General features: G+C 67.7%; 21 protein-coding genes. 8 read left to right on the forward strand and 13 right to left on the reverse strand.

Going from position 1 to position 22,489, the window contains the following annotated elements; all coding sequences use genetic code 11:
* The first annotated feature begins 233 nt into the window (after positions 1–233).
* Together H3O04_RS05870 and H3O04_RS05875 are read left to right on the forward strand one after the other, a co-directional pair.
* On the forward strand, positions 234–503 hold the full coding sequence (locus tag H3O04_RS05870; RefSeq protein ID WP_006480304.1) for a hypothetical protein: 270 nt from the start codon (positions 234–236) through the stop codon (positions 501–503).
* A gap of 154 nt (positions 504–657) precedes the next feature.
* Positions 658–1,650, forward strand: coding sequence for a DedA family protein/thiosulfate sulfurtransferase GlpE (locus H3O04_RS05875; RefSeq protein WP_202587316.1), 993 nt, complete (start codon positions 658–660; stop codon positions 1,648–1,650).
* Between the two features lie 54 nt (positions 1,651–1,704).
* Here H3O04_RS05875 and H3O04_RS05880 read toward each other — a convergent pair whose 3' ends face one another.
* From H3O04_RS05880 to H3O04_RS05910, 7 genes are all read right to left on the reverse strand, one after another.
* The gene (locus tag H3O04_RS05880) at positions 1,705–3,177 is read right to left on the reverse strand and encodes an OprD family porin (RefSeq protein WP_043888272.1); all 1,473 of its coding nucleotides are present in this window, start codon (positions 3,175–3,177) and stop codon (positions 1,705–1,707) included.
* 165 nt (positions 3,178–3,342) lie between these two features.
* On the reverse strand, positions 3,343–4,362 hold the full coding sequence (locus H3O04_RS05885) for an ABC transporter ATP-binding protein (RefSeq protein WP_202587317.1): 1,020 nt from the start codon (positions 4,360–4,362) through the stop codon (positions 3,343–3,345).
* Positions 4,359–5,351 (reverse strand): ABC transporter ATP-binding protein, encoded by a 993-nt coding sequence (locus tag H3O04_RS05890; protein ID WP_202587318.1) that lies wholly within the window; start codon positions 5,349–5,351, stop codon positions 4,359–4,361. Before H3O04_RS05890 ends, H3O04_RS05885 begins: the two co-directional genes overlap by 4 nt.
* A 1-nt stretch (position 5,352) precedes the next feature.
* Positions 5,353–6,255, reverse strand: a complete 903-nt coding sequence (locus H3O04_RS05895; protein WP_006480300.1) for an ABC transporter permease — start codon at positions 6,253–6,255, stop codon at positions 5,353–5,355.
* Between the two features lie 13 nt (positions 6,256–6,268).
* Positions 6,269–7,207 (reverse strand): ABC transporter permease subunit, encoded by a 939-nt coding sequence (locus tag H3O04_RS05900; protein ID WP_006480299.1) that lies wholly within the window; start codon positions 7,205–7,207, stop codon positions 6,269–6,271.
* An 11-nt stretch (positions 7,208–7,218) separates the two neighbouring features.
* Positions 7,219–8,832: a peptide ABC transporter substrate-binding protein gene (locus H3O04_RS05905; RefSeq protein ID WP_006480298.1), complete on the reverse strand. Its 1,614-nt coding sequence runs from the start codon at positions 8,830–8,832 to the stop codon at positions 7,219–7,221.
* A gap of 179 nt (positions 8,833–9,011) precedes the next feature.
* The gene (locus H3O04_RS05910; RefSeq protein ID WP_011548888.1) at positions 9,012–9,590 is read right to left on the reverse strand and encodes a cupin domain-containing protein; all 579 of its coding nucleotides are present in this window, start codon (positions 9,588–9,590) and stop codon (positions 9,012–9,014) included.
* A gap of 497 nt (positions 9,591–10,087) precedes the next feature.
* On the opposite strand from H3O04_RS05910, the gene H3O04_RS05915 reads away from it, so the two are divergent.
* Positions 10,088–11,608: a peptide MFS transporter gene (locus tag H3O04_RS05915; protein ID WP_027805944.1), complete on the forward strand. Its 1,521-nt coding sequence runs from the start codon at positions 10,088–10,090 to the stop codon at positions 11,606–11,608.
* 120 nt (positions 11,609–11,728) lie between these two features.
* Complete coding sequence (locus H3O04_RS05920) at positions 11,729–11,935, forward strand: hypothetical protein (protein WP_202587319.1); 207 nt, start codon at positions 11,729–11,731, stop codon at positions 11,933–11,935.
* 42 nt (positions 11,936–11,977) lie between these two features.
* Here the strand turns inward: H3O04_RS05920 and H3O04_RS05925 are convergent, their stop codons facing one another.
* From H3O04_RS05925 to H3O04_RS05935, 3 genes are all read right to left on the reverse strand, one after another.
* Positions 11,978–13,102: an OpgC domain-containing protein gene (locus H3O04_RS05925; protein ID WP_202587320.1), complete on the reverse strand. Its 1,125-nt coding sequence runs from the start codon at positions 13,100–13,102 to the stop codon at positions 11,978–11,980.
* A gap of 428 nt (positions 13,103–13,530) precedes the next feature.
* Positions 13,531–14,430, reverse strand: coding sequence for an EamA family transporter RarD (gene rarD, locus H3O04_RS05930; RefSeq protein WP_006480293.1), 900 nt, complete (start codon positions 14,428–14,430; stop codon positions 13,531–13,533).
* A 16-nt stretch (positions 14,431–14,446) separates the two neighbouring features.
* Positions 14,447–14,743, reverse strand: a complete 297-nt coding sequence (locus tag H3O04_RS05935; RefSeq protein WP_006480292.1) for an acylphosphatase — start codon at positions 14,741–14,743, stop codon at positions 14,447–14,449.
* Between the two features lie 152 nt (positions 14,744–14,895).
* On the opposite strand from H3O04_RS05935, the gene hpnA reads away from it, so the two are divergent.
* Positions 14,896–15,903 (forward strand): hopanoid-associated sugar epimerase, encoded by a 1,008-nt coding sequence (gene hpnA, locus H3O04_RS05940; RefSeq protein ID WP_006480291.1) that lies wholly within the window; start codon positions 14,896–14,898, stop codon positions 15,901–15,903.
* A gap of 108 nt (positions 15,904–16,011) precedes the next feature.
* Positions 16,012–17,415, forward strand: a complete 1,404-nt coding sequence (locus tag H3O04_RS05945; protein WP_202587321.1) for a phage tail protein — start codon at positions 16,012–16,014, stop codon at positions 17,413–17,415.
* Positions 17,416–17,531: 116 nt separating this feature from the next.
* Here H3O04_RS05945 and H3O04_RS05950 read toward each other — a convergent pair whose 3' ends face one another.
* The gene (locus H3O04_RS05950) at positions 17,532–18,719 is read right to left on the reverse strand and encodes a glycosyltransferase (RefSeq protein ID WP_202587322.1); all 1,188 of its coding nucleotides are present in this window, start codon (positions 18,717–18,719) and stop codon (positions 17,532–17,534) included.
* 402 nt (positions 18,720–19,121) lie between these two features.
* On the opposite strand from H3O04_RS05950, the gene ispH reads away from it, so the two are divergent.
* Together ispH and hpnH are read left to right on the forward strand one after the other, a co-directional pair.
* Positions 19,122–20,063 carry a 4-hydroxy-3-methylbut-2-enyl diphosphate reductase gene (ispH, locus tag H3O04_RS05955; protein ID WP_011548881.1) on the forward strand — a complete coding sequence of 314 codons (942 nt, stop codon included), beginning with the start codon at positions 19,122–19,124 and terminating at the stop codon, positions 20,061–20,063.
* Between the two features lie 12 nt (positions 20,064–20,075).
* Entirely contained in the window at positions 20,076–21,236 is a 1,161-nt protein-coding gene (hpnH, locus tag H3O04_RS05960) for an adenosyl-hopene transferase HpnH (RefSeq protein ID WP_006480287.1), read from the forward strand.
* Positions 21,237–21,392: 156 nt separating this feature from the next.
* Here the strand turns inward: hpnH and H3O04_RS05965 are convergent, their stop codons facing one another.
* Together H3O04_RS05965 and H3O04_RS05970 are read right to left on the reverse strand one after the other, a co-directional pair.
* Entirely contained in the window at positions 21,393–21,653 is a 261-nt protein-coding gene (locus tag H3O04_RS05965) for a hypothetical protein (RefSeq protein WP_202587323.1), read from the reverse strand.
* Positions 21,654–21,821: 168 nt separating this feature from the next.
* Complete coding sequence (locus tag H3O04_RS05970; RefSeq protein WP_011548879.1) at positions 21,822–22,301, reverse strand: hypothetical protein; 480 nt, start codon at positions 22,299–22,301, stop codon at positions 21,822–21,824.
* Positions 22,302–22,489: the final 188 nt, after the last annotated feature.

Raw genomic sequence — 22,489 nt, forward strand, 5'->3', positions numbered from 1 at the left:
CCCGCGCCGGCGTGGCCGCGAACGCCGTTCGGGTACCGGTTTCGGCCGGCGCCCGATCCGGCGGAAACGCCCGCCCGGCGCGGCTCAAACATCAGAAGGATCGGTGGTATAGCCCTCTTTTCGTCCCCACGAAAATGCTCCGTGTCGCGGCCCGTTCGCGTTAAACTGCGTCAAGCTGTATTCAACAAAGACATCTTTGCCGCCACGGCATCCACGACACGAGGATAGGTTCGATGCGCACTACCGGCTCATCCGGGGCAATGACCCTGCTCACCGAACACGACGCGGCCGACGGCCGCGAACTGCGCTCGCTCCGGCTCGAGGCAACGGGCGACGGCAAGAGCGTGCTGCTGATCGAGATCGACGAACGCAAGCCCGGCATCCACCGCGAGGTCCGCTACGAGATCACGCCGGCCGAACTGATCGCGGCGATCCGCTCGCACGGCGCCGAGCTGCCCGGCGAAAACCACGGCGCCGCATCGCTGGCCCGTACGCCTTCCTGATTCCGAACGGTGAGCCGCGTGCAACGCGCCGGCTCACCCACATCCCCCTGCCGCCGTCAGGCGCTTTGCGTCATTCCCGCCGCTGCCTTGAAAAAGGCCGATAATCGGCGCATCTGCATTTCCCGCCCACGCGTTTCCTTTTCGGCTAGCCGTCATGCTCCGTGACCTCGTCGCCCAGTACGGGCCGCTTCTCGTATTCGCCAACGTGTTCGCGGCGGCGGTCGGCCTGCCGGTGCCCGCGATGCCGACGCTCGTGCTGTTCGGCGCGATGTCCGCGATGCACCCGGCGATGATCGGCTCGCAGCTCGTGACGGTCGTGGCGCTGTCGGTGCTCGGCGCGCTGATCGGCGACACGGTCTGGTACGTCGCCGGGCGGCGTTACGGCGGCACGACGCTGAAGACGATCTGCCGGCTGTCGCTGTCGCGCGATACCTGCGTGAAAAAGACCGAGCGCTTCTTCGGCCGCTATGGCGTGCGCGTGCTCGCGGTCGCGCGTTTCATCCCGGGGTTGTCGCTGGTGTCGGTGCCGATGGCCGGTGCACTCGGCACGCGCTATCGCACGTTCGCCGGCTACGACGCGCTCGGCGCCGCGCTGTGGACGATCGTCGGGCTGGGAGCCGGCCTCGTGTTCTACCGGCAGATCGACTGGCTGTTCGCCGGCGCGAGCCGCCTCGGCCGCGCGGTGCTGCTGGTCATCGTCGCGCTGCTCGCCGTCTATGCGGCCGTGCGCTGGATGCGCCGCCGCGCGCTGATCCGCCAGCTCGCGAACGCGCGGATCGGCGTCGACGAACTCGACGTGCTGCTGCGCGACGCCGCCGCCCCGGTGGTGCTCGACGTCCGCTCGCCCGAGCACCGCAAGCTCGACCCGTTCACGATTCCCGGTGCGCAGTTCGCCGACGAGCGCCAGATCGGCGACATCGTCGCACGCTATCCGCTCACGCAGAAGTTCGTCGTGTATTGCTCGTGCCCGAACGAGGTGACGGCCGCGCTGATGGCGAAGCGCCTGCTCGATGCAGGCTTCACCGATGCGCTCGCGCTGCGCGGCGGGCTCGACGCATGGCGCGATACCGGCCGCCAGCTCACGTCGCTCGTGGAAGAGATGCCCGCCGCGAACGATCCCGTGGCGGGCTGGCACAAGCCGGCCTGATCGCACCGATCGCAGGCCGGCCGTGCGAGACAGGGGGCCTTGCGCCCCCTTCCATCAGAACGCGTGCAGCGGCAGGTTCACGACCAGACGGTACTCGGTGTTGGTCGCGTCCGAGTAGTGGGCCGAACCGGCGTGCCACATCGCGATGAACGTGACCTTCGTGTTCTTCAGCTTGCCGCTCTGGAACGTGTACGACGGGATGAAGCCGAACTCGTGGTGACGGCCCTGCACCGGCGCGCCGTTGCTCCAGTAGATGCTCGACTTGCTCGGATCGTTCGCCGCGCCCGCGCTGCCGTCCGCGCCCCAGCCCGTCACGCCCCACACCATCGCCTTGAAGCCCGGCAGGCCGGCGTCCTTGCCGTAGAACGTGTAACGCAGCTGCAGCGATTTTTCGTGCGGTGCGTTGTAGTCGACGTCCATCGAGTTGGCCAGGAAGATGCCGTTCGTTTCGTTCAGGTAATCGAAGAACTGGTCGCCGAGCACTTGCTGGAAGCCGAGCAGCAGTTCATGCGGGCCATGCTGTGCGGCCAGCGACAGGCTGTACGCGTTGTTGTTGATCTTGCCTTGCAGCGCATCGCCCGTGTCGTGCGTCGAGTAGACGTTGCCGAAGCCGGTCCACTTGATCGTCTGCGGGCTGCCGATGCTGTGCTTCACCGACGCATAGTACTGGTGCCACACGTCGTCGGCCTGGTTCGCGTACAGCGCGACTTCGCCGTTCGGCGAGTAGTCCCACGTGCCGCCGACGTAGGTCAGGCGATTGATGCGCGTGCCGCCGTATTGCGTCGTCAGGTTGGTGAGCGTCGTATGGCCGCGCGCGTCGGTCTTCGTGAAGCTGCCGGCCTCGAGCATCACGTTCTTGAATTCATTGCTGACGAGCGTCGCGCCGAGGAACGTCGGCGGCAGCGCACGGTTGTCGTGCTGCTCCATGAACGGGTTGTCGACGGCCTGCAGACCGTACTTGACCACCGTGTTCGAGATGCGCGCCTTCACGTCATAGATGCCCGGGTACGCCCATGCAAGCTGGTTCGACCCGCCGCCGCCCTTCGCCACGTGCACCATGTTGCCCGCGCCGGCGCCGCCGTCGAGTTTCAGGCCCGCGTACAGCGACGCGTCCACGCCGAAGCCGATCAGGCCCGCCGTATAGCCGGACTCGAAGTTCGCCATCACGCCCTGGACCCACGCATGGCGGTGCGGCCCGCCCTTGTTGTCGAGGATGTCCGAATAGTTGCGGAACAGGAAGTCGAGATGGCTGTCGGCGATGAAGCCGTTCGACTTCGACTGCGCCGACGGCTCGTCGGGCGGCGTGACGGCCTGGGTCGCCTCGGCGTTGACAATGGCGTTCGGGGTCGTTGCCTGCGCAACGGATGCGCCCGATCCGGCGGCCGGCGCGGCCTGCGCAACCGTCAGCGGCGCGGAGGCCGCGTCGTCGGCGTGCGCGACGCCCGTCAGCGAGACGCCGGCGAGCGCCGGCAATCCCCAGGCAAGCAGCATCTTCGATGCCGTCCCGATCTTTTTCTGCTTTTTCATCATCATTCTCGTCTTGTGTTGATATCGTCCACGCCGGTCGCGATCCGCTCCCAGCCCCCCGGCGAGCCCGGCTAAGGACGCGCCTGTACCCGCGGCGCGAAGATCGTTCGCGCCGCACCTACCCCTGTTGACCTGCCTTGGTTATGTTTGCTGCGTCACTTCACATCACGCCGCGCCCGCGCGGATGCACGCGACGCGCGCCGCCGACCCCTGCCGCACTTCCGGCAGCGGCACGTCCTGCGCACACGCGTCGATCGCGACCGGGCAGCGCGTGCGGAACGCGCAGCCGGACGGCGGGTTGAGCGGCGAGGGCATCTCGCCCGCCAGCAGCATCGGACGGCGAACACGCTCGCGCGCCGGCTCCGGCGTCGGCGCGGCATCGAGCAGCGCCTTCGTGTACGGGTGTTGCGGCACGCCGTACACGTCATGCCGCGTGCCGAACTCCATCACGCGGCCGAGATACATCACGAGCACGCGCTGGCTGATGGCCTTCACCACCGCCAGATCGTGTGCGACGAACAGATAGGACAACGACAGTTCGCGTTGCAGATCGCGCAGCAGGTTCACGATCTGCGCCTGGATCGACACGTCGAGCGCCGATACGGGTTCGTCGCAGATCACGAGCTTCGGCTCGCTGATCAGCGCACGCGCGATACCGACGCGCTGGCACTGCCCGCCGGAAAATTCATGCGGATACCGCAGCAGGTGATGCGCGTTCAGGCCGACGCGCTCGAGCATCGTGACCACGCGGCGGCGCACTTCGGCACGGCCGAGGCCGGCGTGGTGCGTGACGAGCGGCTCCGCGACGACCTGCTCGATCGTCATGCGCGGATCGAGCGACGCGAGCGGGTCCTGGAAAATCATCTGCACTTCGCGCCGCATCGCGGTGCCGCGCAGGTGATCCGGCGCCACGGCCTGGCCGCGCCATTTCACGGTGCCGGCCGTCATCGGCACGAGGCCGATCAATGCGCGCGCCAGCGTCGACTTCCCGCAGCCCGATTCGCCGACGAGCCCGACCGTCTCGCCGCGCTTCACGTCGAACGACACGCCGTCGACCGCGCGCAACGTGCCTTTCGGCGACCACGGATAGCCGCCCAGCGGCACGCGGAAATGCACCTTCAGATTCTCGACGGACAGCAGCGTGTCGTCCGTCGCGCCGGCTTGGCGGCGTTCATCGACGCTCATCGCAGACCTCCCGTCAGATCGGCCACGGGCCGGTGGCACGCGCGCACCGCGCCCACGGCGCCATAGGTTTCGAGCGCGGGGCGCGCCGCGCCGCAGCGTTCTTCCGCATACGTGCAGCGCTTCGCGAACGCGCAGCCGGCCGGCGCGGTGCCGGGCATCGGCGGGTTGCCGGGAATCGCGACGAGCGGCGCATCGTCCGCGTCGGTCAGGCGCGGCAGCGCATTGAGCAGGCCGATCGTGTATGGATGCGACGGCGCCGCGAAGATCGAGTCGGCCGGCGCGTATTCGACGGTGCGGCCCGCATACATGACCATCACGTCGTCGGCGAGGCCGGCGACCACGCCCATGTCGTGCGTGATCAGCACGATCGCGGTGCCGCGCTCGCGGTTCAGCTCGCGCAGCAGGTCGATGATCTGTGCCTGCACGGTCACGTCGAGCGCGGTGGTCGGCTCGTCGGCGATCAGGATTTCCGGCTCGGAGAGCAGCGCCATCGCGATCATCACGCGCTGCCGCATGCCGCCCGAGAATTCGTGCGGATACATGCGGATGCGGCGCGCCGCGTCGGGAATGCGTACCGATTCGAGCGCCTCGATCGCGCGCTTGATCGCTTCCTTGCGCGACAGCCTGCGATGCAGCTGCAGCGTCTCGGTCATCTGCCGCTCGATCGTCAGGAACGGATTGAGCGACGTCATCGGGTCCTGGAAGATCATCGCGATCCGGTCGCCGCGCACCGCGTTCAGCGCGCGCGTATCCATCTCGAGCAGGTTGTCGCCGCGGTAGCGCGCGGCGCCGGTCGTCGTGCCGTTGCCGGCCAGCAGGCCGAGCAGCGCCATCACGGTCTGGCTCTTGCCCGAGCCCGATTCGCCGACGATGCCGAGCGTCTTGCCGGCTTCGAGCGAGAACGACACGCCGTTGACGGCGTCGATCGGCGGCGCATCCTTGCGCGTGAAGCGCACGCCGAGGTTTTCTACTTCCAGCAAAGCAGCCATTTCAGCGATCCTTCGGGTCGAGCGCGTCACGCAGGCCGTCGCCGACGAAGTTCACGCAATAGAGCGTCACGCACAGCATGACGGCCGGGGCCAGCAGCAGCCACGGCATCGATTCCAGTTTCTGCGCGCCGTCCTGGATCAGCACGCCCCAGCTCGTCATCGGTTCCTGCACGCCGAGGCCGAGGAACGACAGCACCGATTCGGTCAGCACGATGTTCGGCACCGAGACCGTCGCGTACACGACGACCACGCCGAGCAGGTTCGGCACGACGTGACGCAGCACGATCGACGCCGGCGACACGCCGATCGCGCGCGCCGCATCGACGAACTCGCGATTGCGCAGCGACAACGTCTGGCCGCGCACGACGCGCGCCATGTCGATCCACGAGAACGCGCTGATGGTCAGCACGACCAGCATGAACGAGCGGCCGAACAGGGTCATCATCAGGATCGCGATCAGCAGGTACGGGATCGCGTACATCATGTCGACGACGCGCATCATCACGGAGTCGACGCGGCCGCCCGCGAAGCCCGCGGTCGCGCCCCACGCGACGCCGAACAGGCCCGACACGAGCGTGCCGAGCAGGCCGACCTCGATCGATACGCGGCCGCCGATCAGCGTACGCACGAGCAGGTCGCGGCCGAGCTCGTCGGTGCCGAACCAGTGCTGGTTCGCCCAGGTCGGCGGCAGGCTGATCGAGGCCCAGTCGCTCGCCGCGGGATCGGCCGCGAGCAGCCACGGACCGACGAAGCAGGCGAGCGTGATCAGCGCGAGCAGCACGAGGCTGAACAGCGCCGCGCGGTTGTGAAGGAAGCGCGCGAACGCCAGCTCGAGCGGCGAGCGCGAACGCGGCGGCGAATCGGTCTGCACGGGCAGGCCGACGACGGGAGTGGTCGGAGTCATCGCTGTGCCTCGCTCAATAACGGATGCGCGGATCGAGCCACGCGTACGCGAGGTCGACCAGCAGGTTGAACAGCACCGCGCAGACGGTCGTCAGCACGACGAGGCCGAGCACCAGCGTGTAGTCGCGGTTGATGGCGCCGTTCACGACGAGTTGCCCGAGGCCCGGCAGCGCGAACACCGACTCGGTGACGACGGCCGCCGTGATCGACGTGATGCAGACCGTGCCGAACAGCGACACGACCGGCATCAGCGCGGGCTTGAGCGCATGGCGCAGCACGATCGTCGAGCCGGGCAGGCCCTTGGCGCGCGCGGTGCGGATGTAGTTGCTCGACAGCGTCTCGATCATCGAGCCGCGCATCACGCGTGCGAGCAGCGACACGTTGATGAGGGTCAGCAGCGCGATCGGCAGCAACCGGTACCGCCAGCCGCCATCGCCCCAGCCGCCGGCCGGCAGCCAGCCGTTGCCTTCCGACGTCTTCAGCAGGATCGCGAAGATCCACACGAGGACGGGGCCGAGCACGAACGGCGGCACGACGTTGCCGAAGTTGCCGATCAGCATCACGAAACGGTCGATCACGCTGTCGCGGCGCACGGCCGCGACGGTGCCGAGCAGCACGCCGAGCACGATCGAGATCGGGATCGACACGCCGCCCACGCCGAGGCTCACGGGCAGCGCCTTCTTCACGAGATCGTTCACCGACCAGTCGACGTAACGGAACGACGGACCGAGATCGCCGTGCAACAGCGAGCCGAGATACAGCAGGTACTGCTTCCACAGCGGCTCGTCGAGGTGGTACTTCGCGTTCAGGTTCGCGAGCGTCGCGGCGGACAACTGCTTCTCCGTATCGAACGGGCCGCCGGGCGTGAAATGCAGCAGCAGGTAGCAGACGGTGATGACCGCGAGGATCGTCGGCACCGCCCACAACGTGCGCCTCAATGCGTAGGCCAGCATGATCGCTCCGCTCAGTGCTTGATCAGGTACATGTCCTGCGAAGCACGCATGTCGATCACGTTCTTCAGCGAGTAGCCACCGACGTAGGACTTCACGAGACGGTCGGCCGAGTACTGGAACAGCGGCACCATCGGCGTGTCCTTCATCGCCATGTCGTGCGCCTGCGTGAGCAGCGCGGTGCGCGCGTTGTCGTCGAGCTTCTGGTTGCCTTCCTCGACGAGCGCGTCGACCTGCTTGTTGCAGTAGCCGACGGTGTTCTGCGAGCTGCCGCAGCGGATCAGGTCGAAGAACGTCATCGCGTCGTTGTAGTCGGCGAACCAGCCGTCGCGCGCGATCTGCACCTTGCCGTCATGCCGCTGCTTCATCAGCACCTTGAACTCGACGTTCTCGAGCTTCGTGGTGACGCCGAGCTTCGTACGCCATTCCGATGCGGTGAACAGCGCAACCTTCTTGTGCAGGTCGTTGGTGTTGTACGTGAGCGTGAACGACAGCGGCTTCGCGTCCGAATAGCCGGCCTGCTTCAGCAGGTCCTTCGCGGTCGCGATGCGCTTGGCCATCGGCCACGACGCCCATTCCGGCGTGAACGGCTGCACGCCCTTCGTGCCGTTCGGCATCAGCCCGTACATCGGCTTCTCGCCGGCCTGCGTGAGCTTCGACGTCAGCACGTCGCGATCGATCACCATCGACAGCGCCTGGCGCACGCGCTTGTCCTTCAGCGCCGCGTCGCTGTTGTTCAGGTAGTAGTAGTAGGTCGCGAGCTGCAGGCCCGGGCGCAGTTCGGCGCCGAACTGCTTGCTGACCTGCTGGAAGATGCCCGACGGAATCGAGTAGCTGTAGTCGATCTGGCCGGCCTGGTACATGCGCATCGCGGTTTCGTCGCTTTCGATCGGCAGGTACGTGACCTTGTTGATCACCACCTTCGACGCGTTCCAGTACTTCGCGTCCTTGGTCGCCACGATGCGGTTGTTCGGCTGCCAGTCGACGAGCTGGTACGCGCCGTTGCTGACCAGGTTGCCCGGGCGCGTCCATGCGTCGCCGAACTTCGTCACCACGTCCTTGTTCACCGGCGCGAGCGGCGCCATCGCGGTCAGTTCGGGGAAGAACGCGACGGGCACGTCGGTCGTCACTTCCAGCGTGTACGGGTCGACCGCGCGCACGCCGAGCGTCGTCGGCGCGGCCTTGCCGGCGATGATGTCCTTCGAGTTCTTGATGAACTCGACGAGGATCGTGTATTTCGAGCCCGTCTTCGGATCGACGAGGCGCTGCCACGAATAGACGAAATCGGCGGCCGTCACCGGCTGGCCGTTGCTCCACTTCGCGTCGTGGCGAAGCTTGAAGATCCACGTCTGCGGCGTCTTGCGCTCCCACGACAGCGCGACGCCCGGCACGACCTGGCCAGCCGCGTCGATGCGCGCGAGCCCTTCGAACAGGTCGAGGCCGATCGTGTTGCCGGTCCACGATTCGATGTGCGCCGGGTCGAGCGACTCGACTTCGGCCGGCACCTGTCGCGTCAGGTCCTGTTGGGGAGCGAGTGCGACGTTCGACGGAACGGTCACGGCGTGGGCGACCGGCGTCGTCAGGGCGAGCGCGGCCAGCACGGCCGACATGGCATGCAAGGATTTCATCGTGGCAGTCTTGAGAAGGTTGTTCGGTGAGCGTCGCGCGGCGGATGCCGCGGATTACGCGTGAGACGCTGACGGGCGCAGCGATTGAGGAGGCCCGTGATTCTCGTATTGCATGTTAGTATTCCTTACATTTCTTTCGACAGGCATTCCGTCGAATGAAACGAAGGAATACCCGTGCGTTAGAACAGTCGCGGCGTACCGACCCAGACCACCACCGACTCGATCTTCGCGGTGTTGACCCAGCTGTGCGGCACCGTCGACTGATAGTGCGAACTGTCGCCGGCCTGCAGGACGAACGTCTTGCCTTCCAGCGTCAGCGACACTTCCCCTTCAATCACGTACAGGAACTCCTCTCCTGCATGTGTCGTCACCTCGGACCGTTTCTGCCCCGGCGGCATCCTCACGAGGATCGCCTCAAGCTGGCGCCCTTCGGACACGTTCGTCAGTCTCGCGAACAGGTTCGCCGAATCGGCAAACCCGAAGAAGCGCAACTGATCGCCTCGGCACACCGAGCGTTCCTCGCTCGGCGTATCCACGAAGTACTGCACCGTCACGCCGAGTGCGTGGGCAATACCGGCCAGCGACGTCAGTGACGGCGACGCGAGCCCGCGCTCGACTTGAGACAGAAACGGCTTCGAAATCCCCGCGGCGGTAGCGGTGTCGTCGAGCGTGCGCTTCAGACGTTGGCGCAACGCGCGAATCTTGCTGCCGAGTGCGACAGCGTCTGCCGATCGCGAGTTTTCAGTGGGGGGAACCATAGCAGGCCGAAAAGTGGTCGTCAAAAAATGTTTGATGGAAAGTAACTAAGTTAATTGGAGATAGCTTAATCTTCGGGTTCGTACACGCCTTCGGCGTTGAGCCCGGTGCACTAAACAGGGCCCGAAGCGCACGAAACGACGCGCTATCTTGCCAGACTCGCAGGCTTCACAGGCAAGCTGCAAGCGGCTCTCCGGGAATTTGCGGAGAACCGGCGTCAAGCTTACAAGTAGATGATGAGACAAATGTTCCTGAAAGCTGCTGCCATATCGGGAGTTTCCCTAAGTGGCGCGGACCCGACGCACCGGACCGGCAAACGTTACCATTCGCGCGCCGGTCGGGGCCGCGCTCCGCCTTTCGGCGCGGAGTCCGACCCCGGCCCGGGCTAACCGCCCGACTGCTCCATCGCCGACGCAAGCCTACCCGGCCTCAGTGCTCCGGCGCCAGTTCGACCCCCAAGGCGACGCGCGATCCGCGCCGTCCGTTTCAAACGAGATTGATGATGCACGCACCTGTTTCACAGACCCGATCGTTTACGACGGTCTTCCTCATCGAAATGTGGGAGCGCTTCGGCTACTACGGCATGGCCGCGCTCCTGGTCCTCTTCATGGTCGACCGGCTCGGCTTCACCGACAGCCACGCGAACCTGACCTGGGGTGCGTTCACCGCACTCGTCTACGCCGCGCCGTCGATCGGCGGCTGGATCGGCGACAAGGTGCTCGGCGCCCGCCGCACGATGATCATCGGCGCGTCCGTGCTGTGCGCCGGCTACCTGATGCTCGCGGTGCCGAACGATCACCTCGCGTACATGTACGCGTCGCTCGGCGTGATCGTCGTCGGCAACGGCCTGTTCAAGGCCAACGCGGCGAACCTCGTGCGCCGCATCTACGAAGGCGACGACGCGCGCATCGACAGCGCGTTCACGATCTACTACATGGCGGTCAACATCGGCTCGACGGTGTCGATGCTCGCGACGCCGTGGATCAAGGATCACTGGGGCTGGCACACCGCGTTCGCGGTCTGCTGCGGCGGCATGCTGCTCGCGATCCTCAACTTCATGCTGATGCACCGCACGCTCGCGCACGTCGGCTCGCAGCCGGACGACGAGCCGATCCGCTGGAAGCGCCTCGGCGCGGTCGCGGCCGGCGGCGTCGCGCTCGCACTGATCACGCTGTACGTGCTGCAGCACAAGCAGCTCGCGGTCGCCAGCGTGTGGACGGCCGCATTCGCGATCCTCGCGATCTTCGCGTACATGATCGCGAAGTCGGAGCGCTCGGAGCGCGCGGGCCTGATCGCGGCGCTCGTGCTGATCGGCCAGGTGATCCTGTTCTTCATCTTCTACGTGCAGATGTCGACGTCGCTGACGCTGTTCGCGCTGCGCAACGTCGACCCGCGCTTCATGCTGTTCGGCACGACGCTGTTCACGTGGAGCGCCGCGCAGTTCCAGGCGCTGAACCCGATCTGGATCATGCTGCTGAGCCCGGTGCTCGTGTGGGTCTACAACGCCGTCGCGAAGGGCGGGCGCGACCTGCCGGTCGCCGCGAAGTACGCGCTCGGTTTCGGCGCGGTCGCCGCCGGCTACCTGGTGTTCACGATCAGCGGCCGCTACGCGGTCGACGGTCGCGTGTCGTCATGGTTCATGGTGTGGGGTTACGGCCTGTACTCGCTCGGCGAACTGCTGGTGAGCGGCCTCGGCCTCGCGATGATCGCCCGCTACGTGCCGGCGCGCATGAGCGGCTTCATGATGGGTGCGTATTTCGTCGCGACGGGCGTGTCGCAGTATCTGGGCAGCGTCGTCGCGAACTTCGCGCAGATGCCGTCGCACGAACTGCCGGCCACCGAGTCGCTGCCGCTCTACCTGTCGCTGTTCGAGAAGCTCGGCTGGCTCGCGGCGATCGGCATGCTGCTCGCGCTGCTGCTGCTGCCGCTGATGAACCGCCTGTCGCGCCAGCATCAGCGCTGCACCGAAGAGCGCCGCGAAGAAGCGTTGCAGGCGCAAGCAGCGGCCGCCGCGCAGTAAGTACTATCCCTCGGCGTGCGGCGTGCACGCCACATTCTCCCGCCAGAAACGCGAACGCGTCCTACACTGGTTGCAGACAACGCATCCGCGTCGCGAGATGCGCACTGGCGGGAGAACACGATGAAAAGCAAGACAACGCGGCTTTTGAGGATCCTGTCGGACATCCGGCACGCGCAGCGCTGCACCGCGATGCGCGCCGCCCGGGCCGCGGCCGAAGCCGACGCAGTGCTCGCGGAGCGCGACGAGCCGGCGCAGGACGAACGCGACGACGCCGAATCCGACGACGCCACCGCCACGCCCTGCTCCCGTATCGGCTCACCTCACTGACGCCGCGCGGCGCCTGCCGCGCCGCACCCTTCTTGCGCGCGCCTACGCCGCCGCGCCGCGCCATCGCGCGATCCACGTCCCCGAACCCGCCACCGCCATCATCAGCCCGACCGCGCACGCGTCGGCGACGAGGCCCACGCCGACATGCCGCAGATCGGCGTCGTGCACGACCGGATGCAGCAGCGAATCGATCACGAGCGAGATCGCCGCGCCCGCGACGAAGCAGATCAGCCCGCGCTGGCCGACCGCCACGACGGGCCGTACGCCCTGCGCGATCCGCGCGATCCAGCCGAAGCGCACGCAATCGGCCATCAGCCACGCGACGGCCGCGAAGCTCACGACGCGCGGCAGCGCGAGATCGCGCTTGAGCACGCCTTCGGGCACCGGCAGCCCCGAGAACAGCTTGTAGCTCGCGCAGCCGAGCACGATCGCGCACGCGAGCCCGGTCGCCGCGGCACCCCAGCGACCGAGTGCGACGCGCCGGTAGAACGGCTGGCAGCGCGCGAGCACGCCGGCGACGAACATCAGTTGCCACGCGAACGGGTTGAAGCTCCAGCGGAAGCCGTCGGTGTCCAGCAGTTCCGGGCCGAGCCAGCCCGCGGCGAGCCACGACGCGGCGCAGATCGCGACGAGCAGCCACGGATGGCGCCGCGCGAACGGCACCAGCACCGGCGACGCGAGCGCGAACAGCACGTACATCGGCAGCACCGACGCGAGATACGGCTGGCGCTGGAACGTCAACAGTTCGGCGAGACCCGTGAGCGGCGACGCGAGCATCACGCTGACGTCGTCGAGCGCGAGGTTCGGCGCGTCGATGCCGAAGTGATCGAGCACGGCCGACACGACGAGCATCAGCGTCGACGTCGCGAGAAACGCGCGGTAGATCTGCATCGCGCGCCGCACGAACCGCTGCTGCGCGGCGCGCGCGCCGTGTCGCTCGGCGATCGCGCCATATGCGCTCGCGGTCGCGAAGCCGCCGAGGAACACGAACACCTCGGCCGCATCGCACAGCGCGAATGCGTGCAGCGTCACGCGCGACAACACGCTCGCGCCAATGTGATCGACGACGATCATCAACAGCACGAGCCCGCGAAAGAAGTCGACTTCGATCAAACGGCCGCTGCGCGACGGCTGCACCATGGCGGAACGCGGCGGGCTCAACGACATGAGCGCACCTGCACGACGGCGGTGCGGCACGCACCGGGGAAAGGATCGGGAGAGAGACGGCGAGCGCGATCAGCGGCGATGCGCGTATGCCCGCATCGCGCCAATCCGGCTGGCCAGGCGCGGAGATGACCGTTCATGGCAAAGCTGCATACGAAGGGAAGTCGGTCAGGCCAGTCTAGTAGCCGATCAGGGGAGACCCTAAGTAACAAAGTGCAACCGAATCTTCTGTTCGATTACAAGCGCGAGCGTTGCGCGGCGAAGCAGACAGCGCCGCCAGATTCGCGTCAGCGCGTCGCCAGTTGGCGGTCAGGATCGAGGGATTCGGCGGGAGTGAGCGGAAGTCGGCAGCGCGACGCGCGGTGCTCGACGCTCGGATGAAGCGCGATGCGCGGCACGTTCCGCACGGCCGGCGCATCGCGACGAGGCGGTTATCCGCGCGCGGGCAAGCGCCGCATCAGCATCGCGCTGTGCCAGGCGGTCAGCGCGACGGCGACCCAGATCGGCCCGTACGTCGCGAGCTGCGCGACGCTCAGCGTCTCGCCGAGCAGCAGCAGCGACACCACGACGAGCAGCACGGGCTCGACGTAGCCGAGAATCCCGAACAGCGCCATCGGCAGCATCCGGCTCGCCTTCAGGTAGCTCGCGAGCGCGAGCGTGCTGAGGATGCCGAGCCCCGGCAGCAGCGCGGCCCACAGCAGCGGCTGGCCGGCGACCTGCGTCGCGCTCGTCGCGACCATCGCGAACGCGATCGGGCACAGCAGCACGATCTCGACCGCGAAGGCGGCCAATGAATCGGCGTTGATCCGCCGACGCAGCACGAAATACGGCGGATAGCCGAGCGCGACGACCAGCGTCGGCCACGCGAACGCGCGCGTCGCCCACACCTCGTGCGCGACGCCGAGCGCCGCGCACGCGACCGCCGCCCATTGCAGCGGGTCGAGCCGTTCGTGATAGTAGAAGCGGCCGACGAGCACCATCGTCAGCGGCAGCAGGAAATAGCCGAGCGACACTTCGAGCATGCGGCCGTGCAGCGGCGCCCACAGGAACAGCCACAGCTGCACGCCGAGCAGCGCCGCGCTCGCCGGCAGCGCGATCAGCAGGCGCCAGTCGCGCGCACTGCGCCGCGCCAGCTCGACGAGCGCCGGCCAGCGGCCGCGCAGCGCGATCAGCGCGAGCGCGCCCGGGGCGGTCCACACGATGCGCCACGCGAAAATGTCGAGCCCGGTGAGCGGCGCGAGCAGTTTCGCGTAAGCCGACATCAGCGCGAACAGCGTCGACGCCATCACCGACAGCGTGAGACCGCGCCCGGCTTCCGGATACCCCGTCATGATCGTTTTGTGTCTTTTACTGCTGCTGGAAGCGTTCGAAGCGCTTCTCGGTCCGGCGTTCCTCGAACGTCACCTCGGTCACGCGCGCGGCGGGCGGCCCGTGACGCAGCCACGCGAGCATCCGGTCGATTTGCGCGCCGGGGCCCTGGATCATCGCCTCGACGGTGCCGTCCTCCAGATTCGCGACCCAGCCGCGCAGCTTCAGCGCATGCGCCTCGCGCACCGTCGCATGACGAAAGCCGACGCCCTGCACGACGCCGCGCACCCGCACGTAGTAGGTCTCGATCCGTTCGTCCAGTTCATTGCGGCTCATCGCGTCGCCCTCCCGTTGCATTCAAGCCCGGCATTGTAGTCGCGTCGGCCGCTTCGCACACGCGCCGGCCGGGCGTCGCCGCGCACGCCGACCACGTACAATCTCGCCGATGCCCAACCGCCGCGCCGCCCGCGCGGCCCTGAAGGAAACGCATGACTGATACCTCCCGCGATCTCGTTCTCGTCACCGGCGCGTCCGGTTTCGTCGGCTCGGCCGTCGCGCGCATCGCGCAGCAGAAAGGCTATGCGGTGCGCGTGCTCGTGCGCCCCACCAGCCCGCGCACGAACGTCGCGGATCTCGATGCCGAGATCGTCACCGGCGACATGCGCGACGAGGCGTCGATGCGCGCCGCGCTGCGCGGCGTGCGCTACCTGCTGCACGTCGCGGCCGACTACCGGCTGTGGGCGCCCGATCCCGACGAGATCGAGCGCGCGAACCTCGAAGGCGCGGTCGCGACGATGCGCGCGGCCCGCGCGGAAGGCGTCGAGCGGATCGTCTACACGAGCAGCGTCGCGACGCTGAAGGTGACGAGCGCGGGCGACCCGTCCGACGAGAACCGGCCGCTCACGGCCGAGCAGGCGATCGGCGTCTACAAGCGCAGCAAGGTGCTCGCGGAGCGCGCGGTCGAACGGATGATCGCCGACGAAGGGCTGCCCGCCGTGATCGTCAATCCGTCGACGCCGATCGGCCCGCGCGACGTGAAGCCGACGCCGACCGGCCGCATCATCGTCGAGGCCGCGCTCGGCAAGATTCCCGCGTTCGTCGATACGGGGCTGAACCTCGTGCACGTCGACGACGTCGCGCACGGCCACTTCCTCGCGCTCGAGCGCGGCCGGATCGGCGAGCGCTACATCCTCGGCGGCGAGAACCTGCCGCTGCAGCAGATGCTCGCGGACATCGCGCAGATGACCGGCCGCAAGGCGCCGACGATCGCGCTGCCGCGCTGGCCGCTGTACCCGCTCGCGGTCGGCGCCGAAGCGATCGCGAAGTTCACGAAAAAGGAGCCGTTCGTCACCGTCGACGGGCTGCGGATGTCGAAGAACAAGATGTATTTCACGTCCGCGAAGGCCGAGCGCGAACTCGGCTACCGTGCGCGCCCGTATCGCGAAGGGCTGCGCGATGCGCTGGACTGGTTCGGCTCGGCGGGCTACCTCAAGTAACACAAAGCGGCGCACGTCGCGCCGCTTTGCGCACTTTGTTACACGTCGCGCGCGGACCGGCATCGGCGCAGCGGTTAAAATCGCGGGTCTTACGCAGAGAAGACACGCATGAACCTGAACGATCAGATCGCTTCGCTCGCCACGGGCGTCGATCAGCTCCTCCACGATCACCACGCCGCGCAGCAGGCGGCACGCAGCGCGGAAGCGTTCGCGCGCGCCGCGGCAGCGGAAGCCCGGGCCGCGGCCGAGCGTCACGCGGCGGCGGAGGCCGAAGCGCAGGCCGCCGCGCAGCGCCACACGGCCGCTGCCGCCGATGCCGAAGCCGCGCAGCGGCGCCATGCCGACGCCACCGCCGCCGCCGAAGCGGCCGCCCAACGTCATACGGATGCCGCCACGCAAGCCGAAGCCGCGTCGCAACGCCATGCGGAAGCCACCGCGCTGACCGAAGCGCTCGCGCAACGTCACGCGGATGCCGAAGCCGCATCGCAGCGCCACGCGGCGGCGATCGCCGAAGCCGAGGCCGCCGCGCAGCGTCATCACGCCGCCGCGACCGAAGCCGAAGCGGCCGCGCAACGTCATGCCGCGGCGACCGCCGAAGCCGAAGCCGCCGCGAAGCGCCATGCGGAAGCGACCGCCGAAGCCGAGGCCGCCGCGCAGCGCCACATGGCCGCGATCGCCGAGGCCGAGGCGCTCGCCCAGCGTCACACGCAGGCACTCGCCGACACGCAGGCCGCCGCCCGGCGTCACGCCGAAGCCACCGCGGAGGCCGAAGCCATCACGCAGCGTCACGCCGAAGCGATTGCCCAGGCCGAAGCCGCCGCGCAACGCCACGCCGAAGCGACCGCCGAAGCCGAAGCCATCACGCAGCGCCATACCGAAGCGATCGCCCAGGCCGAAGCGGCCGCGCAGCACCACGCGAAGGCCATCGCCGACGCCGAAGCCCTGGTCGAGGCCGTTGTCAAGGAAGCCGCGACGAGTGCGGTCGCAGCCACGGCGGTGACGGCCGAAGCCGTCGAGCCGGCACCGGCGGACACGCCGGCAGCGGAGCCGGCCGTACACGCAACCGCACCGGTTGGGTCCGACGCTGCCGCGGTGTCGACTGCGGCCGTCGACGCCGAAACCGCGATCGTCCCGGCGGCGCAAGCCGACTCCGCGGCTGCACCCGACACCGCTGCCGCACCGGCCGACAAGGCGACGCTGCACGTCGCGCGCCCGTCCCAGAACGAACTCACGCTGACCATCAACGGCCAGTCGATCACGCTGCATCCGGAACAACTGGGCCAACTGATCGAGGAACTCGCGCACGCGCGTGCGTCGATGCAGCCGGAGCCGCCGCCCGGCATTCCGGCCGGCTGGCGTTTCGTGACGACGAAGAACCCGATGATGGCCGTGCAGAAGCAGTCGAACGGCGACCGCCTGCTGGTCGCCCGTCACACGGGCTACGGCTGGGTGCCGTTTACGTTCTCGCCGGACGTCGTGGTCCAGATGTACATGATGCTGACTCAGCGGTAAGCACTCGGCATCGGCACACGACACCGCCGAAAACGAAACAGCCCGACCGGTTCGCACCGATCGGGCTGTTTGCTTTCCGGCTGCCGGGAGGCATGCCTCCCGGGGCACACTCGGCGTCAGCGATCCACCGGCGCCTGCACGCGCGCCTTCCATTGCCCGCCCTTGCCACGCCAGTAACGCCACGCGGACGCGAACGTCGCGCCGACGTAGAACAGCGCGACGAGCGGCAGCGCGGGCGCCCACAGCGGCGAGCGCCGGTAGTAGCGCAGCATCGGCGCATACGCGGCGCACATCGACGCCCACGCGAGCCAGGCCGGCCACGCACGCGCGCCGTAGGCGAGCGCGACGACGGGCGGCACCAGATAGATGATCGTCATCCCGAGCAGCGTGCCGGCCAGCAGCAGCGGCGAGTAGTGCAGCTGCGTGAACGCGGTGCGCGCGATCATGTTCCAGATGTCGCGCCAGCTGTCGTACGGGCGCAGCGACACGCTGCGATCGGCGAGATCGAGCCGGATCGGATGGCGGCCGCTGCCGCGATGCTTGATCTGCGCGGCGAGGCTGCAGTCGTCGATCAGCGCGCCGCGAATCGATTCGATGCCGCCCGCTTCCTCGAGCGCCGTGCGCTTCACGAGCATGCAGCCGCCGGCGGCGCCGGCCGTCCGGTTGCGCGGGTTGTTGATCCACGAGAACGGATACAGCTTCGCGAAGAAGAACACGAACGCCGGAATCAGCGCCTTTTCCCAGAACGAGTCGCAGCGCAGCCGCACCATCAGCGACACGAGATCGCGCTGCTCGGCCTGCGCGCGCGTGACGAGCTGCGCGACGGCGTCGGGCGGATGGCCGATGTCGGCATCCGTCAGCAACAGGTAATCGGCCGGCAGGCCGAGCGTCCGCACCGCCGCGATCCCCTGCGACTGCGCCCACACCTTGCCGGACCAGCCGGCCGGCAACGGCTTCGCGCTCAGCACCGTCAGCCGGTCGGCACGGTTGATCGCGAGCGCGGCCGCGCGGGCCGCGTCGGCGGTACCGTCGTCGCTGTGGTCGTCGACGATGATCAGATGGAAGTCGCCCGGATAGTCCTGCTCGAGCAGCGACGTCGCCGCGCGGGCGATCACGTCGGCTTCGTTGCGCGCCGGCACGACCGCAACGACGGCCGGCCAGCCGGCGTCGGCCGCCGCGCCGCGGGCTTCCGGCGGCAGCGGCCGCGCGGGCTGCGCGCGCCAGAAGCCGCCGCGCGCGACGAGCAGCACGATCCAGATCACCAGCGACAGGCCGGACACGAGGAAAGCGATCGCCAGCATCATCGGCCTGCCTCCTGCCGGGCGCCGGCGGGTTCGGCATAAATAGGGGTCGGGAACAAAACACCCGAAACCCCGCGAGCGGAAGGGCAATACGCGTAAGAATCGACGGTCATCGAATGGCCTTGAAATGAGCGCGATGGCGGGCAGCCGGAGCGGCCGCCGGCGAAACCGCGCAGTTTACCGGGTTCCGCGCGCGCCAGCGCCGACGCGGCTCTCCCACAATTGCAACGGTGCCGGCACAGCACCAAAGCACGGACGGCCCGATAGGGTTAAAATGCGCGATTAATTCGGGGTTCCGGGGCCTGGCCGGCCGGTTCGTTCCTGCCTTCATAACATCAAGCCGGGGCGAGCAAGCGCGTGTCAGCGCCTCGAACCCCGGCGTCTGTCGTCGGAGTTCGCTCACCTATGCGAGTCATCCTTGCCCAGCCCCGCGGCTTCTGTGCGGGGGTTGTCCGTGCGATCGAGATCGTCGATCGCGCGCTGCAACAGCACGGTGCGCCGGTCTATGTGCGTCACGAGATCGTGCATAACCGGCATGTCGTCGAAAATCTGCGTAATAAAGGGGCACGATTCGTTGAGGAGCTCGACGAGGTGCCGCACGGCGCTGTCGCGATCTTCAGCGCGCACGGTGTCGCCCAGACGGTCGAGCGCGACGCGCAGACGCGCGGGCTCGACGTGCTCGACGCGACCTGCCCGCTCGTCACGAAAGTGCACGTGCAGGGGCGCCAGTACGTCGCGGCGGGCCGCCGGCTGATCCTGATCGGCCACGCGGGCCACCCGGAAGTCGAGGGCACGATCGGCCAGATTCCGGCCGAGGTGATCCTCGTGCAGAGCGAAGCAGAAGTCGATACGCTGACGTTGCCCGTCGATACGCCGGTCGCGTACATCACGCAGACCACGCTGTCGGTCGACGACACGCGCGGCATCATCGAAGCGCTGCAGCGCCGGTTCACCGACATCGTCGGCCCGGATACGCGCGACATCTGCTATGCCACGCAGAATCGCCAGGCCGCCGTGCGCGAGCTGAGCGAACAGGTTGACGTGCTGCTCGTCGTCGGTGCGACGAACAGTTCGAACTCGAACCGCCTGCGCGAGATCGGCACCGAAAGCGGTGTGCCGAGCTATCTCGTCGCCGACGGCTCGGAAGTGAAGGCCGAATGGTTCGCGGGCGTGCAGACGGTCGGCCTGACCGCCGGCGCGTCGGCGCCCGAAGAAATGGTCGAGGATGTAATCGGCGCGCTGCGCGCGCTGGGGCCCGTCGATGTCGCGACGATGGCGGGCCGTGAAGAAAAAGTCGAATTCAAGTTGCCGGCGAAGCTCACGCAAGCTGTCGCCCGCGAAGTTTAAGGAGGACATCCCTTGTCTATTCCGCTGCTCCAGCAAGTCCGTGTCGGCGCCTACATCGTGCGCCAGCACCTGTCCGGCAACAAACGCTATCCGCTCGCGCTGATGCTCGAGCCGCTGTTCCGCTGCAACCTCGCGTGCAACGGCTGCGGCAAGATCGATTATCCGGATCCGATCCTGAACCAGCGCCTGTCCGTCGAGGAATGCCTGCAGGCCGTCGACGAGTGCGGCGCGCCCGTCGTGTCGATCGCCGGCGGCGAGCCGCTGCTCCACAAGGAGATGCCGGAAATCGTCAAGGGCATCATGAAGCGCAAGAAGTTCGTGTACCTGTGCACGAACGCGCTGCTGATGGAAAAGAAGATGGACGACTACCAGCCGAGCCCGTATTTCGTCTGGTCGGTCCACCTCGACGGCGACAAGGACATGCACGACCATTCCGTGTCGCAGGAAGGCGTGTACGACAAGGCGGTCGCGGCGATCAAGGAAGCGAAGCGCCGCGGCTTCCGCGTGAACATCAACTGCACGCTGTTCAACGATGCGATCCCCGAGCGCGTCGCGAAGTTCTTCGACACGCTGGGCCCGATCGGCGTCGACGGCATCACCGTGTCGCCGGGCTACGCGTACGAGCGCGCGCCGGACCAGCAGCACTTCCTGAACCGCGACAAGACGAAGAACCTGTTCCGCGAAATCCTGAAGCGCGGCGAAGGCGGCAAGCGCTGGTCGTTCAGCCAGTCGTCGCTGTTCCTCGACTTCCTGGCCGGCAACCAGACGTACAAGTGCACGCCGTGGGGCAACCCGGCGCGTACGGTGTTCGGCTGGCAGAAGCCGTGCTACCTGGTCGGCGAAGGTTACGTGAAGACCTTCAAGGAACTGATGGAAACGACCGAGTGGGACAACTACGGCGTCGGCAACTACGAGAAGTGCGCGGACTGCATGGTCCACTGCGGCTTCGAGGCGACGGCCGTGATGGACACGATCTCGAACCCGCTGAAGGCGCTGCGCGTGAGCCGCAAGGGCATCAAGACCGACGGCCCGTTCGCACCGGACATCTCGATCGCGAAGCAGCGTCCGGCCGAGTACGTGTTCTCGCGCCACGTCGAGATCAAGCTCGAGGAAATCCAGCGCGCCGGCAAGGGCAAGCTGCAGAAGCCGGCGAAGTCGGCAACGGCCGCTTAAGCCGCGCGTCGCGCCGCGGGAATGTTCACGCCTTCGTCGCGGCTGGAATCGAAAAAGCGCCACGGAGCTCATTCGCTCCGTGGCGCTTTTCGTTTTGACGGACGCCGTGTGACGCGCAGCGCTTGCGCCCTGCGTGCGAAGGCGCACGTCGGTTGCCTAGCTTCGCGACTCCGCCGCGGCGATCAGTTGCCAGGCGGTCGGTCCCGGATCGAGCAGCGGGTCGGACGGCGGATCGAGATCGTGCGGATGCGCTTCCTCTGACGACAACGTCTGTGATTTCGCAATGCCGATTTCGTCGCCGCATACGGTGCATCGATAGATGCCCGCCACCGTCACCTTGCTGCCCGGCGGCAGATTCTCGCTGAATGCGCGGCCACTTCCGCACGTGAAGTAGCCGCCGCTCCTGTATAGCGCCATCGCTCCTCCTGACCGAATCGAATGCGTTCGCGTCGACACGCATGATCGCCGCAAACGCGAGGATGGATCCTCGTCGCCCGGCCACGCCGGGTTCCAGTCAAGTCATTAGACGGCGCGCGGCCGCGCGATGGAATGGGACGCGTATGAAACACGGCCCGTGGCAGCCCCTCAATGCAGAACGGCCGGCTCCCGCATCTTCGCCGCGGCCTGCGCGACCAGCCCCGGCTGTTCGGCAGAAGCGAACGTGCACACATGACGCCACAGCTCCGCCAGCCGATGCCGCGTGAGCGTCGCGACGCACGCGTCGTTCGCGGTGAGCACGCGTTCGAGCACCGCGCATTCGTCGTCGTGCAGCGCCCATGCACCGCTTTGCACGGCGCGCGCCACGCTCGCGTCCAGCACGCGCTCCGCGTCGACGCACAGGTCGATGGTCGCGTCGGGAGAGACCGCATCGTCGAGCGCGAGGAACACCAGATACACGCTCGTGCGCAGCCGCATCAGCAGCGTTTCGCTACCGTGCTCGCCGCGCAGCGCGACCAGCGCCATGTGGCATTTCAGCGAGATGTCGCGGGCATGCGCGGGCGGCAGCGGCAGCAGCCATTCGCGCGTCAAAGGCGGATGGCGGCGGCCTTTTCGGGCAGCCTTCATGATTCGCCCTCGCTCGCGGACGCGTCGTCCTCTCCCACGCCCGGCCACGCGCTACGGCACACGACGGCGCCGCGGCCCGCGTCGCACAGGGTGTTCGCCCGGCGTCGCATGCCGTGCATATCTGCGCGCCGTCGCGTCGCGCCCGCTTCCGGCAGCCTGCGTATCGCCGGCGCACGCCACACGCCGGA

The sequence above is a fragment of the Burkholderia sp. KCJ3K979 genome (assembly GCF_016759955.1).
Taxonomy (GTDB): domain Bacteria; phylum Pseudomonadota; class Gammaproteobacteria; order Burkholderiales; family Burkholderiaceae; genus Burkholderia; species Burkholderia orbicola.

Excerpts from the sequence above, each read along its gene's own strand:
- H3O04_RS05965 (WP_202587323.1), bottom strand. The coding sequence starts at position 21,653 with ATGGCGCTATACAGGAGCGGCGGCTACTTCACGTGCGGAAGTGGCCGC.
- H3O04_RS05895 (WP_006480300.1), bottom strand. The coding sequence starts at position 6,255 with ATGACTCCGACCACTCCCGTCGTCGGCCTGCCCGTGCAGACCGATTCG.
- H3O04_RS05870 (WP_006480304.1), top strand. The coding sequence starts at position 234 with ATGCGCACTACCGGCTCATCCGGGGCAATGACCCTGCTCACCGAACAC.
- H3O04_RS05950 (WP_202587322.1), bottom strand. The coding sequence starts at position 18,719 with ATGATGCTGGCGATCGCTTTCCTCGTGTCCGGCCTGTCGCTGGTGATC.
- H3O04_RS05970 (WP_011548879.1), bottom strand. The coding sequence starts at position 22,301 with ATGAAGGCTGCCCGAAAAGGCCGCCGCCATCCGCCTTTGACGCGCGAA.
- H3O04_RS05900 (WP_006480299.1), bottom strand. The coding sequence starts at position 7,207 with ATGCTGGCCTACGCATTGAGGCGCACGTTGTGGGCGGTGCCGACGATC.
- H3O04_RS05935 (WP_006480292.1), bottom strand. The coding sequence starts at position 14,743 with ATGAGCCGCAATGAACTGGACGAACGGATCGAGACCTACTACGTGCGG.
- H3O04_RS05925 (WP_202587320.1), bottom strand. The coding sequence starts at position 13,102 with ATGTCGTTGAGCCCGCCGCGTTCCGCCATGGTGCAGCCGTCGCGCAGC.
- hpnA (WP_006480291.1), top strand. The coding sequence starts at position 14,896 with ATGACTGATACCTCCCGCGATCTCGTTCTCGTCACCGGCGCGTCCGGT.
- H3O04_RS05875 (WP_202587316.1), top strand. The coding sequence starts at position 658 with ATGCTCCGTGACCTCGTCGCCCAGTACGGGCCGCTTCTCGTATTCGCC.
- H3O04_RS05915 (WP_027805944.1), top strand. The coding sequence starts at position 10,088 with ATGATGCACGCACCTGTTTCACAGACCCGATCGTTTACGACGGTCTTC.
- H3O04_RS05880 (WP_043888272.1), bottom strand. The coding sequence starts at position 3,177 with ATGAAAAAGCAGAAAAAGATCGGGACGGCATCGAAGATGCTGCTTGCC.
- H3O04_RS05945 (WP_202587321.1), top strand. The coding sequence starts at position 16,012 with ATGAACCTGAACGATCAGATCGCTTCGCTCGCCACGGGCGTCGATCAG.
- H3O04_RS05920 (WP_202587319.1), top strand. The coding sequence starts at position 11,729 with ATGAAAAGCAAGACAACGCGGCTTTTGAGGATCCTGTCGGACATCCGG.
- H3O04_RS05885 (WP_202587317.1), bottom strand. The coding sequence starts at position 4,362 with ATGAGCGTCGATGAACGCCGCCAAGCCGGCGCGACGGACGACACGCTG.
- ispH (WP_011548881.1), top strand. The coding sequence starts at position 19,122 with ATGCGAGTCATCCTTGCCCAGCCCCGCGGCTTCTGTGCGGGGGTTGTC.
- H3O04_RS05905 (WP_006480298.1), bottom strand. The coding sequence starts at position 8,832 with ATGAAATCCTTGCATGCCATGTCGGCCGTGCTGGCCGCGCTCGCCCTG.
- rarD (WP_006480293.1), bottom strand. The coding sequence starts at position 14,430 with ATGACGGGGTATCCGGAAGCCGGGCGCGGTCTCACGCTGTCGGTGATG.
- H3O04_RS05890 (WP_202587318.1), bottom strand. The coding sequence starts at position 5,351 with ATGGCTGCTTTGCTGGAAGTAGAAAACCTCGGCGTGCGCTTCACGCGC.
- H3O04_RS05910 (WP_011548888.1), bottom strand. The coding sequence starts at position 9,590 with ATGGTTCCCCCCACTGAAAACTCGCGATCGGCAGACGCTGTCGCACTC.